The sequence below is a fragment of the Granulicatella sp. 20925_1_45 genome, assembly GCF_041433555.1.
In the GTDB taxonomy this organism is placed as follows: Bacteria; Bacillota; Bacilli; order Lactobacillales; family Aerococcaceae; genus Granulicatella.
The window spans coordinates 1-21,998 of record NZ_JAPWBR010000011.1 but is presented as its reverse complement, the minus strand read 5'-3'; the positions used below and the strand labels follow the sequence as shown (position 1 = coordinate 21,998).

The following is a 21,998-nucleotide window of genomic DNA, read 5'->3' as shown; positions in this document are numbered from 1 at the left end:
TCAATATGGTATTAAAAGATTTCGACAAAAACTTAGAAAAATACGCTAAATTATTAATCTCAACAGGGATTAACGTGCAACCAGGTCACACAGTGAATATTGTGATTGACGTAGACCAAGCACCTTTAGCTCGTTTATTAGTAAAAGAAGCTTATGCACACGGAGCAAGCGAAGTAATCGTATCATGGGCAGACGATTTCGTAGGCCGTGAACGCTTATTACACGCTGCAGAAGACCGTATCACAAACGTTCCAGAATACCGTGTAGCAGAAATGAACTACTTATTAGAGAAGAAAGCAAGCCGCTTAAACGTTCGCTCAGCTGACCCAGATGCATTCGCTGGAGTATCAGCAGAACGTCTTCAAAAATCAACAAAAGCATTAAGCCTTGCATTAAAACCATTACGTACAGCAACACAAGCCAACAAAGTGAGCTGGACTGTAGCAGCTGCTGCAGGTAAAGAATGGGCGAAGAAAGTTTTCCCTAATGCTGCAACTGACGAAGAAGCAGTAGATTTATTATGGGATCAAATCTTCAAAACTTGCCGTGTATACGCTGATGATCCAGTGGCAGCTTGGAAAGAACATGAAGAAAAATTAGATGCTAAAGCTTCTATCTTAAACAAAGAACAATTCGTGAAACTACACTACACTGCACCAGGAACAGACTTAACTCTTGGAATGCCTAAAAACCATGTTTGGGAAAGTGCTGGAAGCTTGAACGCTCAAGGAGAACACTTCATCGCAAACATGCCAACAGAAGAAGTCTTCTCAGCTCCTGATTTCCGCGTCGCTGATGGATATGTATCAAGTACAAAACCATTGAGCTACAACGGTAACATTATCGAAGGCATCAAAGTGACTTTCAAAGACGGCCAAATCACAGAAGTATCTGCTGAAAAAGGAGACCAAGTAATGAAAGACTTAGTATTCGAAAACAATGGTGCTCTTGGATTAGGTGAAGTTGCGTTAGTAAGCGACCCATCACCAATCTCACAATCAGGAATCACATTCTTCAACACATTATTCGATGAAAATGCATCAAACCACTTAGCGATCGGTTCTGCTTATGCAACAAGCGTTAAAGGTGGAGAAAACTTCGAAACTGAAGAAGAATTAAGAGAAGCTGGATTAAACCGTGCTGATGTTCACGTGGACTTCATGATCGGTGGACCAGAAATGAACGTTGACGGTATCCGTGAAGACGGTACTGTTGTTTCAATCTTCCGTAACGGAGACTGGGCTATCTAGTTCAATTCATCTATAAAACGAAAGGAACTTACTTTAAAAAAAGTAAGTTCCTTTTTTGCTGTTCTATAAGAAAAACTAATACAACTATAAGAAAATTCAATTGGTAAAAACTTCACAAGGAGGGTACAATGAAAACAGAGGAATCCTTATAAAGTTCGTAATAATTCAATGAGTTCTAAGATGTTTTGCGAATATGTTTCGTTTGGACGATAGGCAACTCCGATTGGGAAAAATCCATTTTTATCCAGAAGTGGAATCCAAACAAGATTGTCGTCTGGGTAAAATTCTTTATACTCTAACGCCATGATGCAAACGGAGTTAAACGTTGCAAGACTGGCAAGGAGTACTTCCCAGTTATCGTCCACATAAACAATATTCGGTTCAAAACCAAAATATCTTGAGCGTTGGTGTAATAACTTTCCAAGCATAAAGTGTTTAGACAGAGTGCTGAAACGTTCACCCTTTAAGTCTTCAAAGGTGACGGAATCTCTTGTAGCCAATGGATGCCCTTTAGGAACGACAAGACTTGCGTGATAACCTACGAAGTGTTGCTGGAACGGTTCAATCATAATGTCAGACTCAATCTTTGGAAATGAGAGAACACCAAGGTCGATTTCTTCATTCACTAGTGCAGTTTGAAGCTCACGCGAACCGCCTTGTACCATCGTTAAGTGAATCGAAGGATGCGACATCATAAACCGCGAGAACTCAGGCATTAATTTGATCGCAAAAAGTGTCGGTAGCCCAATTCGAATCGTTTCTTTTTGAGGTTGATTAAGCTCATGAATTTGAGCCACAGTCCCTTCCATCAAAGAAATGATTTTCTTACCATTATCGTATAAGAGCTGTCCAGCTTCAGTCAGTCGAATACTATTGTTAGTTTGCTGAATAAAAAGCGGAGTATGTAATTCGGATTCTAATTTTTTAATGGTTTGAGAAAGGGTCGGTTGCGTAATGAATAAACTACGAGCGGCATTGGAATATCCGCCATGGTCAACGATACTAATGAAGTAGTGAAGGTGTTTAATATCCATTTGACATCTCCTGTTTTCTTAAGTGAAATACTACACAATAATTGTAACAAAGAATAAAGACGGAAACAATAAGTTTTTTAATTATAAAGGAGGAATTACAATGAAAATTACAATCGCAGGTGCTGGCGCTATGGGAAGTCGCTTTGGGTTAATGCTCCATCAAGCAGGGCATGAAGTGCTCCTCGTCGATGGATGGAAAGATCATGTGGATGCCATTCAAAAAGAAGGACTAAAGGCAAACTATAATGGAGAAGAAATCGTTGTAAAATTACCAGCGGTGCTTCAAAGTGAAGTCACAGAAGCAATGACAAGTGACCTAATCATTTTATTTACAAAAGCGATGCAATTAGAAGGTATGCTAACAGATTTGAAACCAGTGATTCATGATGAAACAAGAGTCCTTTGCTTACTCAATGGAATTGGACATGAAGAAGTAATTGAACAATTTGTTCCAAAAGAAGATATCTTTATCGGAAATACGATGTGGACGGCTGGAATGGAAGGACCAGGTCGCGTCAAACTCTTCGGTAGTGGAACGGTAGCTTTGAAGAACTTAGTAGATACACCAGAGGCAAAAGCGAATGCTGAAGAAATCGTTGAGGTGTTGAACAGCGGCGGTTTAAATGCGTCTTACTCTGAGAATATTCTATTCGCCATTTATAAGAAAGCATGTGTAAATGGAACGATGAATGGACTTTGCACCATCTTGATGAGTAATATGTATGAGTTTGGTTCTACAACGACTGCACACTTGATTGTTGAAAATATTGTGAAAGAATTTTCAGAAGTTGCAAAAAATGAAAACATTCTGTTAAATGTTTCAGAAATTGTAGATTTCATCGAAACGAATTGTTATAATCGTGAAACAATCGGGCTTCATCACCCATCGATGTATCAAGACTTAAATGAAAATAATCGTTTAACAGAAATCGACTACATCAACGGAGCGGTAGTGCGTAAAGGACAAAAATATGGCGTTCCAACACCATATTGTGAGTTTTTAACAGCATTGGTTCATTGTAAAGAACAAATTCTTGGAGCTAAATAGCTCAGATTAGAGGGGGACAAAACTATGGAAGCACAAGCAAAACAAAAAATGACGGCTTCAGTTTTTATCAATAAAATCTTAGCAGGGACAGCCCTAGGGGTTATCGTCGGACTGATTCCAAATGCCGTTCTTTCAGCAATTTTAAAACATTTTAGTCAATATCCAATCGCAGTAACCATTACGCAAATCGCGGTTATTTTCCAATTAGCAACTCCACTGATTATCGGGGGCTTAATTGCATTACAATTCGGATTTAAACCAATGCCGATGATGGTTGTTGCAGGGGCCTGCTTCGTAGCCAGTGGGGTAGTGACGTATAATGCAGAACTTCAAAAATATGTTGGTGCTGGAACAGGGGACTTGATTAATACAATGGTCACTGCTGGTATCGCTGTGGGAATGTTAATGCTGATCAAAGATAAATTTGGTTCAACTGCCGTTGTTGCAATGCCAATCGTCGTTGGGGTGGGATCTGCATTTATCGGATTATTACTATTACCATACGTTAAAATGATTACAGCAGCCATTGGTCAAGTCATCAACGAGTTCACAACATTACAACCAATCTTGATGTCAATCTTAATCTGCTGCTCATTCGCAACATTAATTATTTCTCCAATCTCAACTGTAGCGATTGGGTTAGCAATTCAATTAAACGGTGTATCTGCCGGGGCCGCTGCTATGGGGGTTGCTGCAACAGCCGTAGCATTAGTGGTTCACTCATGGAAAGTCAATAAATCAGGGGTAACATTAGCCATCGCTCTAGGGGCAATGAAATTAATGATGCCTAACTTATTCAAATACCCAGTAATCTTGATTCCATGTTTATCAACAGCGATTCTTTCAGCGATTCCAGTAGCGCTATTCTCAGTAAGCGGTACTCCACAATCTGCAGGGTTTGGTATCGTAGGGTTAGTAGGACCGTTAGCTTCTATCGATGCTGGATTGAATGTTGCCTTAGCAGCTATTGTATGGTTCGTTGTGCCAATTGCAGCAGCGATTGCAAGCAAAATTTTATTTGAAAAAGTTCTTAAATTATACGATTCTTCAGTCGTATTCAAATTCCAAGAATAAGAACAAATTCCTATCGACTCCTTCATGCACTTGCATGGAGGAGTTTATTTTTATTTTTGCTAGAAGATGGTACAATAAACGTAATAGAAGGGAGTGGTCGGATGAGAATTCAACAATTAATTTATTTCGAGAAAATCGTTGAAAAAGGCTCTATGAATGAAGCCGCAAAAGACTTATATGTCAGCCAACCAAGTTTATCAAAGGCCATTCGTGAGTTGGAATTAGAAATGGATATCACCCTGTTTCAACGGGGGAATACCGGAATTACATTGACGGGAGAAGGGCGTGAGTTTTTAGTTTATGCTCGCCAAGTGTTAGACCAAGTCAATTTGATGGAAGAGAAATATAAGCGACAAACAAAACGGAAACGGACATTCTCTGTATCCGCGCAACACTATGCGTTTGTGGTGCATGCCTTCGTTGATTTTATTCAAAAGGAAGCAGGAGATGAATATCAATTCACGCTTCGTGAAACGGAGACCCAAAACATTTTAGAAGACATTACGAACTATAAGAGTGAGATTGGTGTCTTGTATTTGAATGATTTCAACCGCAAAGTCATGGAAAAATTATTCAAGGAGAAAGACTTAGTATTTACACCACTCTTTACGGCGAAACCACACGTGTTCTTAAGCACACAAAATCCATTAGCAGAGAAGAAGAGTATCACATTAGAAGAGTTAGAAGACTACCCTTATTTATCTTATGAACAAGGGGAAGAAAACTCATTCTACTTCTCAGAGGAAATCCTCAGCACGATGGAACATAAGAAGAGTATTAAGGTTAGTGACCGTGCGACCATCTTTAACCTAATGGTCGGTTTAAATGGATACACCATCAGTTCAGGGATTATTAGTAGTAAGCTAAATGATGATAAGATTGTTGCGGTTCCTCTGGACGTAGAAGATACAATGGAACTCGGAATCTTACAACACGATCAACGAAAATTATCGAAGGAAGCAGAACGATTCTTGCATATGTTGAAAACACATATTCAGGAATACGGCTTCGAAGTTCAAAATCTTGATTTTTAGTTCACAAAGAGGTTGAAACTATTCGGAAAATCATAGATAATAAAAGAAAGTAAGACATTATTACTCAGTAGAAGGAGACGGATGCAAATGAGTTGGAAAGAAACAGCAAAACTATGGGAATCTTTTGATGCACTAGAAGAAGGATTAAAGGTGCAATTACAATCAATGGATGACGTTCAAAAAGAGGAAGCCTTCTATACACCATTAGAATTTGGTACTGCGGGAATGCGTGGAATTGTTGGACCTGGGATTAATCGCATGAACACTTATACAGTGCGTCAGGCAACAGAAGGATTATCACGCTTAATTGAAAGTTACGGGGAAGAAGCGAAAAAACGTGGGGTAGCGATTGCTTATGATTCACGTCATTTTTCACCAGAATTCGCAATGGAGTCTGCACGTACATTAGCGACTCACGGAATTAAGTCATATGTATTTGAAAGCTTACGCCCAACACCAGAATTATCATTTGCAGTACGTCACTTGCATACATTTGCCGGAATTATGATTACAGCGAGTCATAACCCAGCGGCTTACAACGGATATAAAGTCTATGGTGAAGACGGCGGTCAAATGCCTCCAAAAGATGCGGATGCTTTAACAGCATATGTGCGCCAAGTAGCTAATCCGCTTGCACTTGAAGTGTTAGATGATGAAGCTTTAGAAGCATCAGGACGTGTAAAGATTATCGGAAAAGATGTCGATGATGCGTACTTGAAAGAAATCAAAACTGTCTCTGTAAATCCAAAACTTCTTAGCGATGTGGAAGGATTATCAGTGGTTTATACACCATTACACGGTACAGGTTTAATGCTTGTTGAAAAAGCATTAGAACAAGCAAACTTCAAAGGCTTGCACATTGTTGAAGAACAAGCAAAGCCAGATGGAGATTTCTCAACAGTTAAATCTCCAAATCCTGAAGAAGCAGGCGCGTTTGAATATGCGGTAGAATTAGGAAAAAAAGTGGGCGCTGACGTATTATTAGCGACTGACCCGGATGCGGACCGTATGGGTGCAGCCGTACGCTTGCCAGATGGAAGCTACCAAGTGATTACAGGAAACCAAATCGCGGCTATCTTAGTTGATTACTTATTATACGCTCACCAACAAGCAGGAACTCTTCCAAGTAATGCGCTTGTCGTGAAATCAATCGTAAGTAGCGAACTTCCAACAGCAGTTGCTAAGAGTTATGGCGCTGAAATGATGAATGTATTAACAGGATTCAAATTCATCGCAGAACAAATCCAACATGACGAAGAAACTGGAGATCATACTTTCATGTTCGGTTTCGAAGAAAGCTACGGATACCTAGTGAAATCATTCGTACGTGATAAAGATGCCGTTCAAGCAGTGTTATTACTTACAGAAGTAGCAGCACACTTCAAGAACGAAGGCAAGACTTTATACGACGGACTTCAAGCATTATATGCAAAACACGGTTACTTCTTAGAAAAAACAATTTCTGTAACAGTAGCTGGTTTAGAAGGTCCACAAAAAATCAAAGCCTTATTAGACGGCTTACGCGCTTCAGTTCCAACAAGCTTTGGAGGCTTGAAAGTAGCTCTAGCACAAGACTTCGCAGTAAATGAACAAAAAGATGCGAACGGAGTCGTTTCTGAAATCGGACTTCCAACTTCTAACGTATTGAAATACATCTTAGAAGACGGATCTTGGATTGCGGTTCGCCCAAGTGGTACAGAACCAAAAATCAAGTTCTACATCGGTGCTAAAGCGGATAGCGAAGAAGCGGCAAAAGAAAAAGTTGCAGCCTTACAAGCCGACTTAGAAAAATTACAATAATCAATGAAGCGAGCACTCTCACGATGGTGAGGGTGCTTTTTTAATGCGATTGTTTCGTTAATATGATTGGATTTTGCGGAAATTTGTTTTGAAGCTCAAAGAATTGTGGTACAATGAATGAAAGTGATCGTGAAAACATTCTCTATATGAGATGAGAGGAGTCATTTATGAAAAAAGGAACGAAACGATTTTTAGCAGGGAGTGTAGCCCTCCTATCACTAGTAGTGGCAGGATGTTCTCAGTCTAAATCGACATCAGAATCAACAAAGGAAACAACAGAAGCAACAAGTGAAGTAACAACACAGGTAGCTTCTAATACAAAAAAGGATGCTAATAGTCCAGCAGCATCATTTGATTGGAATGCAAAGGTTGCACCACTGACAAAATACGAACAAACGTATGTTGAATCAAATAGTGGAAAAACCGTTACGATGAACTTGGAGGGTGTGCAAAAAGCAGTAGAGGCCTTGAATGAAAAGAAAAAGAGCATCACTGATACAAAAGTTCTAGAAGCATTAAAACTCGTGGATGCAGTATTTGTGAACCAAGAAAACTTTGATGTGCTTCTAAAAGCAACAGGGACTTCAAGCCAAGAGGAATTCTTTACACGTATTTGGAATGATTACATGGTGAACTTCTTGAAGGAAGCACGCCCAACATTTACAAATGACGGGGAAGTGGAGTATCAAGGAGTGAAGTATCCCGTTAAAGTCTATGCTCCAATGTACTTAAAGGTAAATACAAATGCCTTAGGAAGAGCGGCAGCTTATACGCTTGAAGATTATAAAGTGGAAGGCGATACCGTGTATTTGAAATTAAGAGCACCACGTGTTGATTTATACCAATATGAAGTACAAGCAAGTTATCAAAGAAATAATCAAGCTTTCTTTCAAGGGATTGTTGAAGAAGCACAAAAAGTCGCACAAACAGACTTTACAAAAGCGCTCTTGTATAAATTTATTTACCGCTTAGCTGCCGTTGGATTTAGAGGAGATGGCTATGTCAACTTAGAAGGAATGGATTATTACGATAGAAACGAACACTATTTAGCGATTAAGGTGGATGACAAAGGCAATGTAACCATCGATGATAAGAATTTAGTGAACCTTCTTCAAATCGATATGAAGCCAGCAAACGAAGCGAATAAAGCAAAATTTGAATAAAGTAGATAATTACCTGAAAAAGATTTTTTTTGAGGGTCTGCTAGCTTATATTAATCAGTAAAGTTATAATGAAAAAGGAGCATTTTAGCTCCTTTTTTGTATGAAAGAAGGAACGAAGATGAGTGGATTTTTTATCTCAATAATCATAGTAGCACTAGTTGTTTGCTGCGGAATGGTTTATGTAAGAAAAGTGGAAGAGCGTTCTTTTTCAAGCTATCTGATGGAACGATTACTCTTTCTGTTTGTAAAACCGTTGACTTACTCAAAAGATGAACCGGCCAAATTCGAACAAGAATTTAATAAATGGGCTGAGGAGAATGACGAACCTATTGCAAACCCAAAGAAATATATTAAAGTAGATGTCCAAGAAAAAGATGTAGATGGCATGCAAGTGTTTGTGTGGAATGACAAGAAAGACGCTAACCAAAAAGTAATTCTATTTTTACATGGTGGAGCATATGTTCTGCAACCGTCGATGATGCATTTTAACATGGTGCATAAAATAGCGCAGGCGATAGATGCAAAAGTGGTATTCCCGATTTATCCAAAGGCTCCAAAGCATCAATACCGTGAGACATATGAAAAGTTAGAAAAGGTATATTGCGGACTTTTAGAAGAAAATACAGATCCGAATTCTATTATTGTAATGGGGGATTCTGCAGGAGGAGGACTCTCATTAGGATTTGCGATTTACTTAAAAGAACTTGCGTTACCACAGCCAAAGGAACTCGTTCTGTTTTCTCCTTGGGTGGATATTGCAACGGATAATCCTGAAATCGCCTTGTATGAACCATTTGACCCAATCCTTAAACAGAGTGGAATTCATGAAGTGGCAAAGTTCTGGGCGGGAGAAGATTTGAAACAACCACTAGTGAGTCCGCTGTTTGGAGACTTGTCTGGACTAGGAAGAATTAGTGTTTATATTGGGACGCATGATATCCTTTATCCGGACAATCGATTGTTACATGAAAAACTTCTTAAAGAAGAAATCGAACATCGATATATTGAACGCGAAAAAATGAATCATGTTTATGTAGGTCTTCCGATTAAAGAAGCCAGAATCGATATTCAGGAATTAATTGAAGAGTTGAAGAAATAAGGAAAGCAATGCTCATTAGAGCATTGCTTTTCTTATTATAAATTAGTTCTCTTTTCTATAAACTTTAGGAGTGCAATTATAGTGTTTCTTAAATTGTCGGAAGAAATAACTTGTTGAAGGAAAGCCGGATTCGAAAGCAATGGTATCCATAGTGAAGTCTGTAGATTTTAATAAATCAGCTGCTTGCATTAGTCGTCTTTCCAATAGAATTTCCTGGAAATTTTTTCCAGTACTTTTTTTGAGAGTATTACTTAAATAGGTCGGATTATACCCAAAATGTCTAGCTAGAGTCTCTAATTTTAAGTTTCTAAAGTTATTATCGATAAAAGCAAGGATTTCATGAATCTTAATTTTAGAGGAATGATAATTCTTTGTAGCGTTTATGCTGTAAATTCTAACAAGTTCCAACATTATTAAATGAATATAGTGAGAAAGGAATTCGGATCCCTGACGTTGATAAGACCAGTACTCTGTCAATAATAATTGAATTAATGAATGGATAGCAATACTCTGAGTTGTATCAAAAATGACATATCTGTCATGATCAGTTTGCTTGTTAAAAACATCTGCAAGAATGTTTGCTTCCAGACTAGTGAGGTTTTGGTTTCTAAAAAGAAATAGAGAAGAAAATGTTTCTTCATTAATCAAAATGTTAATCATTATGTCATCTTCTCCTAAAGCATCAATAGAATGAGGGACATCTCTATCTAATACACATAAACTTCCTTTAGTAAGTTGTACTGTTTTTCCGTTAATTGTTTGAGTACAAGTACCAGAATAAATGTAGGTCATTTCAATAAAATCATGAAGATGCTCAATCATAGGAGCAAATCGATTGTGCTTGTTTATGTAAATATTTTCTCCCTTGCTAAAAAATAAAGATTTTGGAAAACGAAATATATTAAATTTTGAATCAATGTACGTATTTATATTTTTATTTGCGCTAGAAATATCGTTGACTGAAATGCCTGTTTCTCTTTGCTTTTTTTCAAATATGTTTATATGACGTAAATAAATATCTAATTCTTCAAGATTCATAATTAACTCCTTTGATATCTGTGGATAGTTCATTATAACCTGTTTTTAATGCATTGTGAAAAGATAAATACCACAGTAATATAATTTTTGTAAAACGCTTTAATATATTTAAGAAGGGAAAGATAAATTATGACAGACAATAATAATGTATCAAGCGTACCTATTGGAGAAAAAATAACATATGGATTTGGGAATTTAGCAGCTAATCTGATGATTACAACTGCGAATGGATTTATTACATATTTTTATACAGATGTTGTAGGTTTAACAATTTCTGTAGTTGGTTCTATTCTATTATTCGCACGTGTATTTGACGGGATTACAGATATCTTAATGGGGGTTATTGTTGACCGAACATCTACGGTGAAAGGGAAAGCTCGTCCTTGGATTAAACGAATGATTATTCCATATGCATTAGCATTAATTCTATTATTTACATCGCCATCATTTTTACCTCAAGAAATGAAAGCATTCTATGCATTTGCTACTTACGTTATTTCTTTAGCTGGGGTTTATACAATGACAATGGTCCCTTATAACACAATGTTAGGAACAACAACTTCTGATTCAAAAGAACGTGGTTTCTTGTCAACATCAAGAACAATTTTTGGATTCTTAGGGGCTTTCTTAGTAAATGGAATTGTATTAAAAGTAGTTGGCATGTTTGGTGAAGTGACAGAAGCATCTTCTTGGACTAAAATGGCTGCTGTTTTTGCACTTGTATCTGTAGTGTTATTAACAATCTTGTACAAGAATTCAAAAGAACGTGTTTTAGAAACGGATGAAGCATATGTAGCAGAGCAAGTTGAAAAAGTACCAGTTATGGATAATGTAAAAGCGTTATTCAAGAACAAATATTGGGTAATTATGATTTCTACAATGTTAATCGGTTTTATTAGTTCTGGTCTTGGTGGAATTAATATTTACTATGCACAGTACATCTTAGGAGATGTTGAAAAAGTTGCGGTTATAGGTATGCTATCATTTGCACCAATTATTGTAGGTTCATTCTTCACACCAATCATTATGGCAAAAATGTCAAAACGAAATGCAATGATTTTAGGAAATGCAATTGTTGTTTTAGGAACAGTTATCTTAGCGTTATTCCCAGAAAACTACGATCTTATCAAAGTTGGTTTAATTGTACGTGGTCTAGGTATAGCTCCTACAGCAGTGGCAAGTTATGCGATGCTTGGAGATGTGGCAGACTACGGAGAATGGAAAACAGGAATCCGTTCAGATGGTTTAATTTTCTCTGCTGGGACTTTCGGTGAAAAAGTTGGTTCAGGGTTAGGCGGATTATTGATTGGTATTGTAATGTCAATTGGAGGGTATGTTGCTGGAGCTGCTGCTCAAACACCAGGTACGATTTTTGCAATCAAAGCACTATTTGCTTATATTCCGATTTTATTAGGTGTGATTTCAATCGTGTTGATGTTCTTCTATGATTTAGACAAAAAATTACCAGAGATTGTAAAAAATCTTCAAGAACGTTCTCAAGGATTATCAGAACAATAAAATTTATGGGGAGATGCCATCTGCATTCTCCCTAATTCTGTTATAAGGAGATAAGAAAATGAATTTAAAAGAAAAACCATTTTATTTAAATGATACTGATGTGGAATGGGTTAATAAAACAGTAGAGAGCTTAACAGATGATGAAAAAATCGGGCAGTTGTTTCTACCGATTGGATATTCAAGCGAAAAAGGCTATTTAGATAAACTTATTGAATTAGGAATAGGTGGCTTATTTTATAGACCTGGAGATGCACAAGAGGTTCAGCAAGCCTATGAGTATATGCAAAAAAATAGTAAGATCCCACTGTTAACAGCCGCAAATCTAGAAGATGGTGGGAATGGTGCAGCAACACAAGGTACTGCTTATGGAAATCAGATGGCTGTTGCAGCGACTAATTATTCAAGTGACGCTTATACTCTTGGAGAAATCGCTGCAAAAGAAGGAAAAACAGTCGGAGTTAACTGGGGCTTTTCACCAGTAGTTGATTTGGATTTAAATTTTAGAAATCCAATTACAAATGTTCGTACCTATGGAAGTGATGTGGAAAGAGTAATAAGAAACGCTAAGCAGTATATACAAGCTTTTCATGATAATGGGATGATGACATCTATTAAACATTTCCCAGGTGATGGGGTTGATGAGAGGGATCAGCATTTATTGACTTCCGTTAATTCTTTATCTGTAACAAATTGGCGTAAAACTTTTGGTAGAGTTTATAAAGAGTTAATTGATTGTGGATCAAAGGCAGTTATGATAGGTCATATTGCCTTCCCCGCATATGCAGGAGACACAATGCCAGCGACTTTAAGTCCAAAATTACTTCAAGATTTATTGAGAAAAGAACTTGAATTTAATGGACTTACTATTACAGATGCGACTCCGATGGTTGGTTTTTGTGCAGCCATGAAGAGAAGTGAAGCTGTTCCATTCACCATCCAAGCAGGTTGTGACATGTTATTGTTTAATCGTGTTTTAGAAGAAGATGTCCAATATATGAAAGAAGGGCTAGCAAAAGGGATCTTAACGAAGGAAAGATTGAATGAAGCGGTCACTCGTATTTTGGCTACAAAGGCATCATTGGGCTTACATAAATCAATTAATCATGGAACAGCAACATTTGAGGATTATAAAAAGGAACAGTATGATTTAGCGGATAAATCGATTACTTTAGTAAAAGATACTCAAAAGATGCTTCCTCTGACATCAAATAAAAATAAAAGAATTCTGTTGCAGGTGTTAGGGACATTTGATTCAAACACAAGAGTAGTTGAAAAGGTAAAAGCCGAATTAGAAGCAAGAGATTTTGAAGTCACGATTTATGAACCTGAGACCAATTTCTTTGATTTAGGAACTGTCGAATCATTTTCAAAAGAGTATGATGCGGTATTATATGTAGCTAATGTGCAAAATGCTAGTAATCAAACAGTAGCTCGAATTCATTGGCATACCTTATTCGGACTAGGCAATAATATGCCATGGTTTGTCAAAGAAGTCCCAACAGCTTTGATTAGTTTCGGAAATCCATATCATCTATATGATTTACCAATGGTGGAAACAGTGATTAATGCATATTGTAACTACGATCATTTTATTGAAATGACCGTAAAAAAATTAACTGGAGAAAGTTCGTTTAAAGGTATTAGTCCAGTAAATCCATTTTGTGAAAACATCTTATTGGAGGAGTTAAAAAATGAAAATTAGTCATTTAAAAGTAAATGGTGTTGATACGCCATTAGGCTATTGTTTCGATTATCTGACATTCTCCTGGAAATTAGAGGGGCAACTTGACAAAACTGAAGAATGTAGAGTGGAAATCTCTAAAGAAGAGGACTTTAAAGAGTTACTATGGAGGGGTTCAACGAAGAGTAGTTTCAATACAATTTCTCTGCAGCCTGAATTTTTGAAGCCGAAAACGAAGTATTATTGGAGAGTTACTTACGGTAATTGTGTTGCAATCAGTACTTTTGAGACAGCTAAAATGGATGAACCATGGAAAGCAGACTGGATTTCATATAGAGAAGAAACAAGAGACTGTGTAACCTTTTCAAAAAATATATCTTTTACTAAGGAAATTAAACAAGCTCGTCTATATGCCGTAGGGCACGGTTTATATGAAGTTTTTCTTAATGGAGAAAAAGTAGGAAATGAATATTTAACACCAGGTTATCATAGTTATGATTTACTACAACAATATCAAACTTATGATGTGACTACTTCATTAAAGGCAGATTCTGAGCTTTCGTTTATTGTAGGGAACGGTTGGTATCGTGGCCGTTTCGTATTCGAAGGTGGTTTCGAAAATATTTATGGAGATAAACAACAATTGATTGCGGAGTTACATGTTGAATATACGGATGGAACGATTGATCAATTTGTTACTGATGAAACATGGATTGTAAAAACAAATCATATTCAAGACAACTCTATTTATGATGGAGAAATCATTGACTTCTCTTTAGAAGAAACATTATTGACAACGCAAGTAATTGATGAAGATAAAAACTTATTGACTGCACGTTTAGATTTGCCAGTTGAAGTTATGGAAGAATTTGCTCCTCGTGTATTTTTTGATACTAAAAATCAAATGGTTTTAGATTTTGGTCAAGAGATTACAGGTTGGATTGTTGCAGAGTTTCTTGAAGATAAGTCGAGTGTGCGATTCGAATTCGGCGAATTATTACAAAATGGGGCTTTTTATACTGAAAACCTTAGAACAGCGAAACAGGAATTTGTAATTAATAATGTATCTAAAGGAATAAAAGTTCGTCCTCATTTCACCTTTTTCGGGTTCCGATATGTGAAAGTAGAGGGGTTAACTCAAGAAGAAGCGGCTTTAGTGGTAGCACAGTCGTTGCAAAGTAAGATGGATGAAACTTTTACCTTTAAATCATCTAGCAGCTCGTTAAATCAATTGGTAAGCAATATTCGCTGGAGTCAAAAAGATAATTTTCTAAGTATTCCAACTGACTGTCCACAACGCGATGAAAGAATGGGATGGACAGGAGATATTGCAATCTTTGCTAATACGGCTTGTTACAATATGGAAACTAGAGCGTTCTTAGCGCACTTTATGGAAAACTTGAAATTAGAACAAAGGTTATTAGATGGGGCTACACCATTCTTTGCCCCAGTTCCAAAGGTGAATGATGCTCAAAATCCATTTTTAACGAATGCTGGTGCTGCTGTTTGGGGAGATGCAGCGACATTTATCCCTTATACACTCTATCGTCATTTTAGAGATAAAGGATTACTCAAACAGTATATTGAGTTAATGACAGACTGGGTGGATTGGATTTATAAACAAGATGAAGCTCGTGGAGGAAATAGACTGTGGGATTTCGGATGGCAACTAGGAGATTGGTTGGCATTAGACACAGGGATCAAAGGGTCTGTATTTGGTGCAACAGATTCCGCGTTAATTGCCTCAACGTATTATTATATTTCAGCTGATTATACTGCGAAAATGTTATCTGTTTTAAGCGATAATCGATTTGAGTTTTATCAAAATTTAGCTAAAGAAGTTCGCCAAAAAATAATTGATACTTACTTCATTGGAGATGAGTTAAATGTGAATCCTGTGACATTGCAATCAGAGGTTGAAAACATTCGTCAATCTATGGCGCAAAAATATGGTGGAGTTACAATTCCGACCGCAATTGATACCCAAACAGGATTAGCAGTTTTACTTCGTCATGGATTATATCCAAGTGAGATTGCACGAGAAAAACTAAAAAATCGACTCCAAGAAAAAATGGCTGAAAATAAAGGTTATTTAACAACAGGGTTTGCAGGAACAGGGGATTTACCACATGCATTATTAGATTCTGGATTGCACGAAGAAGCGATGAATCTCTTGTTCAAGAAAGAAACACCAAGTTGGTTATTTGAAGTTGAAATGGGTGCTACAACCACTTGGGAACGCTGGGATTCTATTCTTCCTAATGGGGAAATTAGTGGTACTGATATGAATAGTTTAAACCATTACGCATATGGCGCGGTTGAAGATTTTATAGTTGAAAAACTTCTTGGAATTCAATTGCCTAACGTGTTGGATGAATCGGAGACTTATGTGATTCAACCGAACTTTACGAATCACTTAGAATGGGTGGAAGGTGCTCTTCAAACCGCTAATGGTAATTTATCAGTTTCATGGACAATTAGCGGAAATGATGTGACTGTGGATGTAATTTTACCAGGACGCACATCGGCTGAATATGTATTTTCAAATGGTGAAAAGATTTATCTTAAACCGGGTCATAATAAAATGAAAGATGTGATGGCATAATGAAAGGTGTACTATTTGATTTAGATGGTATTGTAACAGATACTGCAACATATCATTTTACAGCATGGAGTCAACTAGTTAAGGATGAATTTGGTCTTAAATTACCTAAAAGTATCGAAGAACGAACGAAAGGTGTCAGTAGAGAGGATTCATTAAAAATTATTCTGGAGGAATTAAATCTATCGGTAGATGAAGAACAATTTCAAGATTTAGCGAATAAGAAAAACAAATGCTACATTGAGTCACTAGAAAAACTTACCGATAAGGATATTTTGCCAGGAATTAAAGAATTAATAAATGACTTGAAGCAAAAAGGCGTCAAAATAGCACTGGCGTCAGCAAGCCATAATGGGCCTTTTATACTTAAAAAAATCGGACTGTTTAATTCTTTTGATACTATTGTAGACCCAGGAAAAGTAACTAAAGGCAAGCCAAATCCTGAAATTTTTGAAGTTGCATCCGCACAATTAGGTTTAACGCCTAAAGACTGTGTGGGTGTTGAAGATTCGATTGCGGGTATAGAAGCTATTAATAGTGCAGGAAGTTGTTCAGTAGGAGTAGGAGATGAAACTCTCTCTCAAGCTTTTAAAAGAGTTGAAAGTACAAAAGAGTTAACTGTTACGCTACTTCAAGAAGCATGGAATAATTTTGTAAAAGAAAAAATATAAAGTGAAAGAGCTGTTCTGTTAGGACAGCTCTTTTGTGTTTCGTACTTGTGAGGGGAGTTTTCCAAACTTCTCTTGGAATTGTTTATAGAAGTAAGTTTTGTTGGAATATCCTACCGTTTGGCAGATTTTTTCAATCGAGAAGTTGGTTGATTTTAAGAGCAATTGAGCCATCATCAATTTCTTCTGATTGAGCAGTTCGGTAAAGGTAGCATTTCCTTTTTCTTTAATCAGATTGCTGAGGTAGTTTTTGTTAAAGTTCAAATGCTTAGCGGCCTGTGCAAGAGTCAGCGTTGAGTATTCTTGGTCGATTAATTCAAGGATTTGCACATATGGGTCATTCGCATCACGAACCGTCTCTCCAAGCGTTGGCAGTGAACGGGCAAGCTCGAATAGGAGAATACTTAAGTAATGCTCCAAGATTTGGTTAGAAAATGGTTTTGGTTCAAAGTATTCATTTAGCATTAATTCGATTAAGTTCTTCGATTGATTCGTCTTGTCTGATCGAAGAACGATAAAATTTTCTGCAGATTGAATATGCGTATGACTCTTTAAGAGAAATTGATACAGAATACTATTTTGTCCCTGCAATTCTTCCAAGTTCTTTAAGGAGATTTGAGTATCTTTAAACACGATATTAATTAACAAATCGTCTTCGCCAAGTGCTTCAATTGCATGCGCGCTCCCAGCATCCATCAACAGGATGTCTCCCTCGTAAAACGTATAGGGTGTATCGTTAATAATTTGTTGGCATTGACCCTGTAGTACATAGTTTAGTTCCAAAAATTGGTGAGTGTGTTTTGGATACGGAGCGTAACGGTTGTGTTTGCTAATATAAATCGAGCGATTGGCTAGAAACAAATCGTTTGTCAGACGAGGAAGCCCAGCGTTTTGACTGTCATAATCGGGAATATGTTTTCCAGTCTCTTTTTGCTGTGTTTCAATGTCTGTTTCTTTGGTTAAATAATCTGTAATTGAAAGCATTTTCTTCTCCTGTATATTTGATACGAATTGTATAACTTGTTGTTATTGTAGCATAAGTCAAAACATAGTTAAATGAATTTGAGAGAACCGTAAAGGAGTGAAGTTATGAGTGTGCATGTAGCAGTAGATATTGGCGCTTCGAGTGGACGTGTTATTGTTGCAGAATTCGAAGACAATCGTTTCGAAGTGAATGAAGTTCATCGTTTTAAAAACGGCTTCCATCAAGTAGATGGACACGACCGATGGAATATCGATGAGTTGTTTGAAAACATTTTGATCGGTTTAGCAAAAGTAAAAGAGCGTGGCGTTGAAGAATGCACTCTTGGAATCGATACTTGGGCTGTCGATTATGTTCTAGTAAAGGATGGAGAAAAATTAGGACATCCGATTGCATATAGAGATTCTCGCACACAAAAGGGTGTGGAAAATGTCTTTGCAAAAATTTCAAAAGAAGACATTTATTCCAAAACAGGAATTCAATTTCTTCCGTTCAATACGGTATTCCAATACGCTTCAGAAGAAAATGAGGTACTACGAAACGCCGAGAAAAGCTTACTCATTCCCGATTACCTAGCATATCAGTTAACAGGTGTGATGGTTGCCGAAGAGACGAACGCTTCAACAACTCAATTATTAAATCCACATCACAAAACTTATGATGTAGAGCTACTTGAGATTGCTGGAGTAGCACCTCATCAATTGCCAGAGTTGGTAGCTGCTGGAACGTATATCGGAGAAGTGACCGAAGAATTAAGAACCGCCTACAATTTGCCAGTGACTCATGTGTATGCAGTTGCTACGCATGATACGGCATCAGCGGTTGTTGGGGTTCCAGCTACCGATGAACATTTTGCCTACATCTCAAGTGGGACGTGGTCATTAATTGGAACGGAGCTTAAAGAAGTGCTTATTACTGCAGAAACGCAGAAACAGAATTATACGAATGAATGGGGAGCGTACGAAACGATTCGCTTCTTAAAAAACATCACGGGTATGTGGAGCATTCAAGAAATTGCCCGCATGTTGGACTATCAATACTCGTATCAGGAAATGGCAGAAGCGGCAAAAGAAGTCGCCCCATTTGAACAATTTGTCGATCTGAATGACGAGCGATTTACGAATCCAAAAAACATGATTGAAGAAATTCAAGCGTATTGCATGGAAACCCATCAGAAAGTGCCAGAGACTGTTGGTGAGCTCACTATGTGTGTGTACTCAAATCTTGCGCTACTGTATGCCTACGAATTAGAACATTTGGAACGACTCGTGGGACATTCCTTTGACGCAATTCATATTGTGGGTGGAGGATCCAATGCATCTCTTCTCAATCAATTGACAGCAACTGTTACAGGAAAAACAGTGGTGGCAGGTCCAGGGGAAGCAACGGCTCTTGGAAATCTACTCGTGCAAATGATTGCAGATGGGAAACTCGAATCCTTACAACATGCGCGCCAATTTTTAAGAGAACAAATCGAATTAAACACATTCGAACCAGAGAAAATTGACAACAAACAATTATTACAACAATGGAAACAACAAACAGAAAGAGGGAAATATAATGGTTGAATCAGCAGTAAAACAAGCCTATGAAGTTGCGAAAAAGAGATACGCCGCAATTGGCGTTGACACAGATGCCGTACTCAAAAAATTACAAGAAGTTAAAATCTCGATGCATTGCTGGCAAGGAGATGACGTTCACGGATTTTGGAATGCGGACGGAGAATTAACAGGAGGAATCTTATCAACTGGGAACTATCCTGGTGCTGCAAGAACTCCAGAGGAATTACGTCAAGATATCGAGAAAGCTTACTCATTAATTCCAGGGAAGCATAAATTAAACTTGCATGCGATTTACCTTGATACAGATGAAAAAGTAGACTTAGACGAAATCGAGCCACGTCATTTCCAAAAATGGGTGGATTGGGCCAAAGAACATCAAGTAGGCTTAGACTTCAACCCAACCTTCTTCTCACATCCGATGATGAAAGATGGATTTACGCTAGCTAGCTCAGATCCAGAAGTGCGTGCTTTTTGGATTGAACACGGTAAACGTTCACGTCGTGTCGCAGAATATTTCGGTAAAGAACTTGGAGAAACTTGCTACACAAACTTTTGGGTTCCAGATGGATTCAAAGATAACCCAGTGGATCGTTTAGCACCACGCAAACGGTTGATGGAATCACTGGATGAAATTTTCAGTGAAGATATTGACGAACGTTATAACAAAGATGCCGTAGAAAGTAAATTATTCGGTATTGGTGCCGAAGCCTACACAGTCGGCTCTCACGAATTCTATATGGGATACGGTCTCACACGTGGAAAGATGATTTTATTAGATGCTGGACATTTCCATCCAACAGAAACGATCTCTAATAAATTATCTTCACTTGCATTATTTAGTAAAGGTGTGATGCTTCATGTTTCAAGACCCGTTCGTTGGGATAGTGATCATGTAGTCATTATGGATGACGAGCTTCAAGAAATTGCAAAAGAAATCGTTCGTAATGATTTACTCGATAAAGCAGTTATCGGATTAGATTTCTTCGATGCGACGATTAACCGTATCGCTGCATGGGTTGTTGGGATGCGAAATACGCAAAAAGCGTTATTGAAAGCTTTATTAGAACCTACAGAAGACTTAAGAGCAATTGAACTCGAACAAGATTTAACAAAACGTTTAGTTGTAACAGAAGAGTTAAAAGACTTCCCATATGCCGATGTTTGGAATTATTTCTGCGAAATTAATGGTGTTCCAGTCGGACTTGCATGGTATAATGAAGTCAAAGCATACGAAGAACAAGTGTTATCAAAAAGAAATTAAGGGAGAACTGAGAAATGACAAGATTTATTGAATCACCAGCGTTAAAAAAATTATGTGAACTAACAAAAGAATCGTACTTGCGTTACTGGGATGAACGTAATGGCGGGAACGTATCCGTACGTTTAGAAGCTAGTGAAGTAGAAGTGTATGAAGATGTGAAGGAAGTGAAACGCGTCCTTGACTTAGGGTTCGATGCTTCCACACTTGCGGGCTACTATTACTTAGTAACCGGTACAGGCCGTTACTTCAGAAACGTGACCAACCAACCGCTTCTTGATTTAGGCTTGGTTCGTATTTCAGAAGACGGACAAAAAGCAGAATTATTATGGGGATTCGAAGATGGTGGGAAACCAACCTCAGAATTCGCGAGCCACTTAATGAGCCACATCGAACGACTCAAAGTGAATCCAAATCATAAAGTGGTCTTCCATTGCCACCCAACAAACCTTATCGCCTTAAGCTTCACACAACCATTAGATGAACGTCATTTATCAAGACTTCTTTGGAAAATGCAAGCTGAATCGATTGTGGTATTCTCAGAAGGGATTGGTGTGATTCCTTATATGACACCTGGAACAAACGCCATTGGGGAAGCTACGGCTGCGAAAATGGCTGAGTTTAGAGCTGTGATTTGGCCACATCATGGATTATTTGCGGCAGGCGATACTTTGGATGAAACATATGGTTTAATCGAAGTAATTGAGAAAGCTGCGATGATTTACTCTCAAGTAGGGGCTCAAGGCGGAAAAATCCTACAAGAAATTACAGATGTACAATTACAAGAAATTGCGGAATACTTTAACATGACTCCGCATGAAGGATTCTTAGACGTTTAATAGACGAATCATTTATAGGGCAAGCTGAAAAGGCTTGTCCTTTTTTGCGTTTTGACAGCCCTCAAGTCGCCAACCATGTACATTACCCAAGAACTGTTGTAAAATAAAGAGGTAACTACAATAAAAAAGGGGTATCGACAGATGAGCTCAATTTACAATGATGATAGTTTAACGCTACATACAGACCTATACCAAATTAATATGATGAAAACCTACTGGGAAACAGGCGTATCTGAGAAAAAAGCAATTTTCGAAGCGTATTTCAGAAAGTTACCTTTTGAAAATGGATATGCGATTTTTGCAGGACTAGAACGCATCGTTCGTTACATTGAACAATTACGTTTCTCA

General features: G+C 37.7%; 17 protein-coding genes and 1 pseudogene. 15 read left to right on the top strand and 3 right to left on the bottom strand.

From position 1 onward, the window contains the following. Positions 1-5: 5 nt before the first annotated feature. Positions 6-1,250, top strand: a complete 1,245-nt coding sequence (locus tag O3798_RS04865) for an aminopeptidase (protein ID WP_371463711.1) — start codon at positions 6-8, stop codon at positions 1,248-1,250. Positions 1,251-1,396: 146 nt separating this feature from the next. Here the strand turns inward: O3798_RS04865 and O3798_RS04860 are convergent, their stop codons facing one another. Next, positions 1,397-2,284, bottom strand: coding sequence for a LysR family transcriptional regulator (locus O3798_RS04860; protein WP_371463709.1), 888 nt, complete (start codon positions 2,282-2,284; stop codon positions 1,397-1,399). A gap of 100 nt (positions 2,285-2,384) precedes the next feature. On the opposite strand from O3798_RS04860, the gene O3798_RS04855 reads away from it, so the two are divergent. The 6 genes from O3798_RS04855 to O3798_RS04830 all read left to right on the top strand — a co-directional run bounded on the left by O3798_RS04855 (position 2,385) and on the right by O3798_RS04830 (position 9,502). After that, complete coding sequence (locus O3798_RS04855; protein ID WP_371463707.1) at positions 2,385-3,332, top strand: 2-dehydropantoate 2-reductase; 948 nt, start codon at positions 2,385-2,387, stop codon at positions 3,330-3,332. A 24-nt stretch (positions 3,333-3,356) separates the two neighbouring features. After that, positions 3,357-4,406 carry a PTS sugar transporter subunit IIC gene (locus O3798_RS04850; RefSeq protein WP_048782813.1) on the top strand — a complete coding sequence of 350 codons (1,050 nt, stop codon included), beginning with the start codon at positions 3,357-3,359 and terminating at the stop codon, positions 4,404-4,406. Positions 4,407-4,507: 101 nt separating this feature from the next. Then, positions 4,508-5,440 carry a LysR family transcriptional regulator gene (locus O3798_RS04845; RefSeq protein ID WP_371463705.1) on the top strand — a complete coding sequence of 311 codons (933 nt, stop codon included), beginning with the start codon at positions 4,508-4,510 and terminating at the stop codon, positions 5,438-5,440. Positions 5,441-5,527: 87 nt separating this feature from the next. Beyond that, complete coding sequence (locus tag O3798_RS04840) at positions 5,528-7,240, top strand: phospho-sugar mutase (protein WP_371463701.1); 1,713 nt, start codon at positions 5,528-5,530, stop codon at positions 7,238-7,240. A gap of 167 nt (positions 7,241-7,407) precedes the next feature. Further along, on the top strand, positions 7,408-8,403 hold the full coding sequence (locus O3798_RS04835) for a hypothetical protein (RefSeq protein ID WP_371463699.1): 996 nt from the start codon (positions 7,408-7,410) through the stop codon (positions 8,401-8,403). A gap of 100 nt (positions 8,404-8,503) precedes the next feature. After that, positions 8,504-9,502 (top strand): alpha/beta hydrolase, encoded by a 999-nt coding sequence (locus O3798_RS04830; protein WP_371463697.1) that lies wholly within the window; start codon positions 8,504-8,506, stop codon positions 9,500-9,502. A 42-nt stretch (positions 9,503-9,544) separates the two neighbouring features. Here O3798_RS04830 and O3798_RS04825 read toward each other — a convergent pair whose 3' ends face one another. Beyond that, the gene (locus O3798_RS04825; RefSeq protein WP_371463695.1) at positions 9,545-10,540 is read right to left on the bottom strand and encodes an AraC family transcriptional regulator; all 996 of its coding nucleotides are present in this window, start codon (positions 10,538-10,540) and stop codon (positions 9,545-9,547) included. A gap of 129 nt (positions 10,541-10,669) precedes the next feature. On the opposite strand from O3798_RS04825, the gene O3798_RS04820 reads away from it, so the two are divergent. From O3798_RS04820 to pgmB, 4 genes are read left to right on the top strand one after another with little or no spacing between them, the layout of a single operon-like run. Further along, positions 10,670-12,058, top strand: a complete 1,389-nt coding sequence (locus O3798_RS04820) for an MFS transporter (RefSeq protein WP_371463693.1) — start codon at positions 10,670-10,672, stop codon at positions 12,056-12,058. Positions 12,059-12,116: 58 nt separating this feature from the next. After that, positions 12,117-13,760, top strand: coding sequence for a glycoside hydrolase family 3 protein (locus tag O3798_RS04815; RefSeq protein ID WP_371463691.1), 1,644 nt, complete (start codon positions 12,117-12,119; stop codon positions 13,758-13,760). Beyond that, positions 13,750-16,344 carry a family 78 glycoside hydrolase catalytic domain gene (locus tag O3798_RS04810; RefSeq protein ID WP_371463689.1) on the top strand — a complete coding sequence of 865 codons (2,595 nt, stop codon included), beginning with the start codon at positions 13,750-13,752 and terminating at the stop codon, positions 16,342-16,344. Before O3798_RS04815 ends, O3798_RS04810 begins: the two co-directional genes overlap by 11 nt. Then, positions 16,344-17,012, top strand: coding sequence for a beta-phosphoglucomutase (pgmB, locus tag O3798_RS04805; RefSeq protein ID WP_371463688.1), 669 nt, complete (start codon positions 16,344-16,346; stop codon positions 17,010-17,012). Before O3798_RS04810 ends, pgmB begins: the two co-directional genes overlap by 1 nt. An 18-nt stretch (positions 17,013-17,030) precedes the next feature. Here the strand turns inward: pgmB and O3798_RS04800 are convergent, their stop codons facing one another. Next, positions 17,031-17,993, bottom strand: a complete 963-nt coding sequence (locus tag O3798_RS04800) for a helix-turn-helix domain-containing protein (protein WP_371463686.1) — start codon at positions 17,991-17,993, stop codon at positions 17,031-17,033. A 105-nt stretch (positions 17,994-18,098) separates the two neighbouring features. On the opposite strand from O3798_RS04800, the gene rhaB reads away from it, so the two are divergent. The 4 genes and pseudogenes from rhaB to O3798_RS04780 all read left to right on the top strand — a co-directional run. Further along, positions 18,099-19,559, top strand: a complete 1,461-nt coding sequence (rhaB, locus tag O3798_RS04795) for a rhamnulokinase (RefSeq protein ID WP_371463684.1) — start codon at positions 18,099-18,101, stop codon at positions 19,557-19,559. Next, on the top strand, positions 19,552-20,814 hold the full coding sequence (gene rhaA, locus O3798_RS04790; protein WP_371463683.1) for an L-rhamnose isomerase: 1,263 nt from the start codon (positions 19,552-19,554) through the stop codon (positions 20,812-20,814). The genes rhaB and rhaA overlap by 8 nt, the downstream gene beginning before the upstream one ends. 14 nt (positions 20,815-20,828) lie before the next feature. Continuing rightward, positions 20,829-21,650 (top strand): rhamnulose-1-phosphate aldolase, encoded by an 822-nt coding sequence (rhaD, locus tag O3798_RS04785; RefSeq protein ID WP_371463681.1) that lies wholly within the window; start codon positions 20,829-20,831, stop codon positions 21,648-21,650. A gap of 150 nt (positions 21,651-21,800) precedes the next feature. Then, positions 21,801-21,998, top strand: a pseudogene (locus O3798_RS04780) (nicotinate phosphoribosyltransferase); the annotation flags it as partial.

Coding starts and splice junctions, on each gene's coding strand:
- O3798_RS04865 (WP_371463711.1), top strand. CDS start 6: ATGGTATTAAAAGATTTCGACAAAAACTTAGAAAAATACGCTAAATTA.
- O3798_RS04860 (WP_371463709.1), bottom strand. CDS start 2,284: ATGGATATTAAACACCTTCACTACTTCATTAGTATCGTTGACCATGGC.
- O3798_RS04855 (WP_371463707.1), top strand. CDS start 2,385: ATGAAAATTACAATCGCAGGTGCTGGCGCTATGGGAAGTCGCTTTGGG.
- O3798_RS04850 (WP_048782813.1), top strand. CDS start 3,357: ATGGAAGCACAAGCAAAACAAAAAATGACGGCTTCAGTTTTTATCAAT.
- O3798_RS04845 (WP_371463705.1), top strand. CDS start 4,508: ATGAGAATTCAACAATTAATTTATTTCGAGAAAATCGTTGAAAAAGGC.
- O3798_RS04840 (WP_371463701.1), top strand. CDS start 5,528: ATGAGTTGGAAAGAAACAGCAAAACTATGGGAATCTTTTGATGCACTA.
- O3798_RS04835 (WP_371463699.1), top strand. CDS start 7,408: ATGAAAAAAGGAACGAAACGATTTTTAGCAGGGAGTGTAGCCCTCCTA.
- O3798_RS04830 (WP_371463697.1), top strand. CDS start 8,504: ATGAAAGAAGGAACGAAGATGAGTGGATTTTTTATCTCAATAATCATA.
- O3798_RS04825 (WP_371463695.1), bottom strand. CDS start 10,540: ATGAATCTTGAAGAATTAGATATTTATTTACGTCATATAAACATATTT.
- O3798_RS04820 (WP_371463693.1), top strand. CDS start 10,670: ATGACAGACAATAATAATGTATCAAGCGTACCTATTGGAGAAAAAATA.
- O3798_RS04815 (WP_371463691.1), top strand. CDS start 12,117: ATGAATTTAAAAGAAAAACCATTTTATTTAAATGATACTGATGTGGAA.
- O3798_RS04810 (WP_371463689.1), top strand. CDS start 13,750: ATGAAAATTAGTCATTTAAAAGTAAATGGTGTTGATACGCCATTAGGC.
- pgmB (WP_371463688.1), top strand. CDS start 16,344: ATGAAAGGTGTACTATTTGATTTAGATGGTATTGTAACAGATACTGCA.
- O3798_RS04800 (WP_371463686.1), bottom strand. CDS start 17,993: ATGCTTTCAATTACAGATTATTTAACCAAAGAAACAGACATTGAAACA.
- rhaB (WP_371463684.1), top strand. CDS start 18,099: ATGAGTGTGCATGTAGCAGTAGATATTGGCGCTTCGAGTGGACGTGTT.
- rhaA (WP_371463683.1), top strand. CDS start 19,552: ATGGTTGAATCAGCAGTAAAACAAGCCTATGAAGTTGCGAAAAAGAGA.
- rhaD (WP_371463681.1), top strand. CDS start 20,829: ATGACAAGATTTATTGAATCACCAGCGTTAAAAAAATTATGTGAACTA.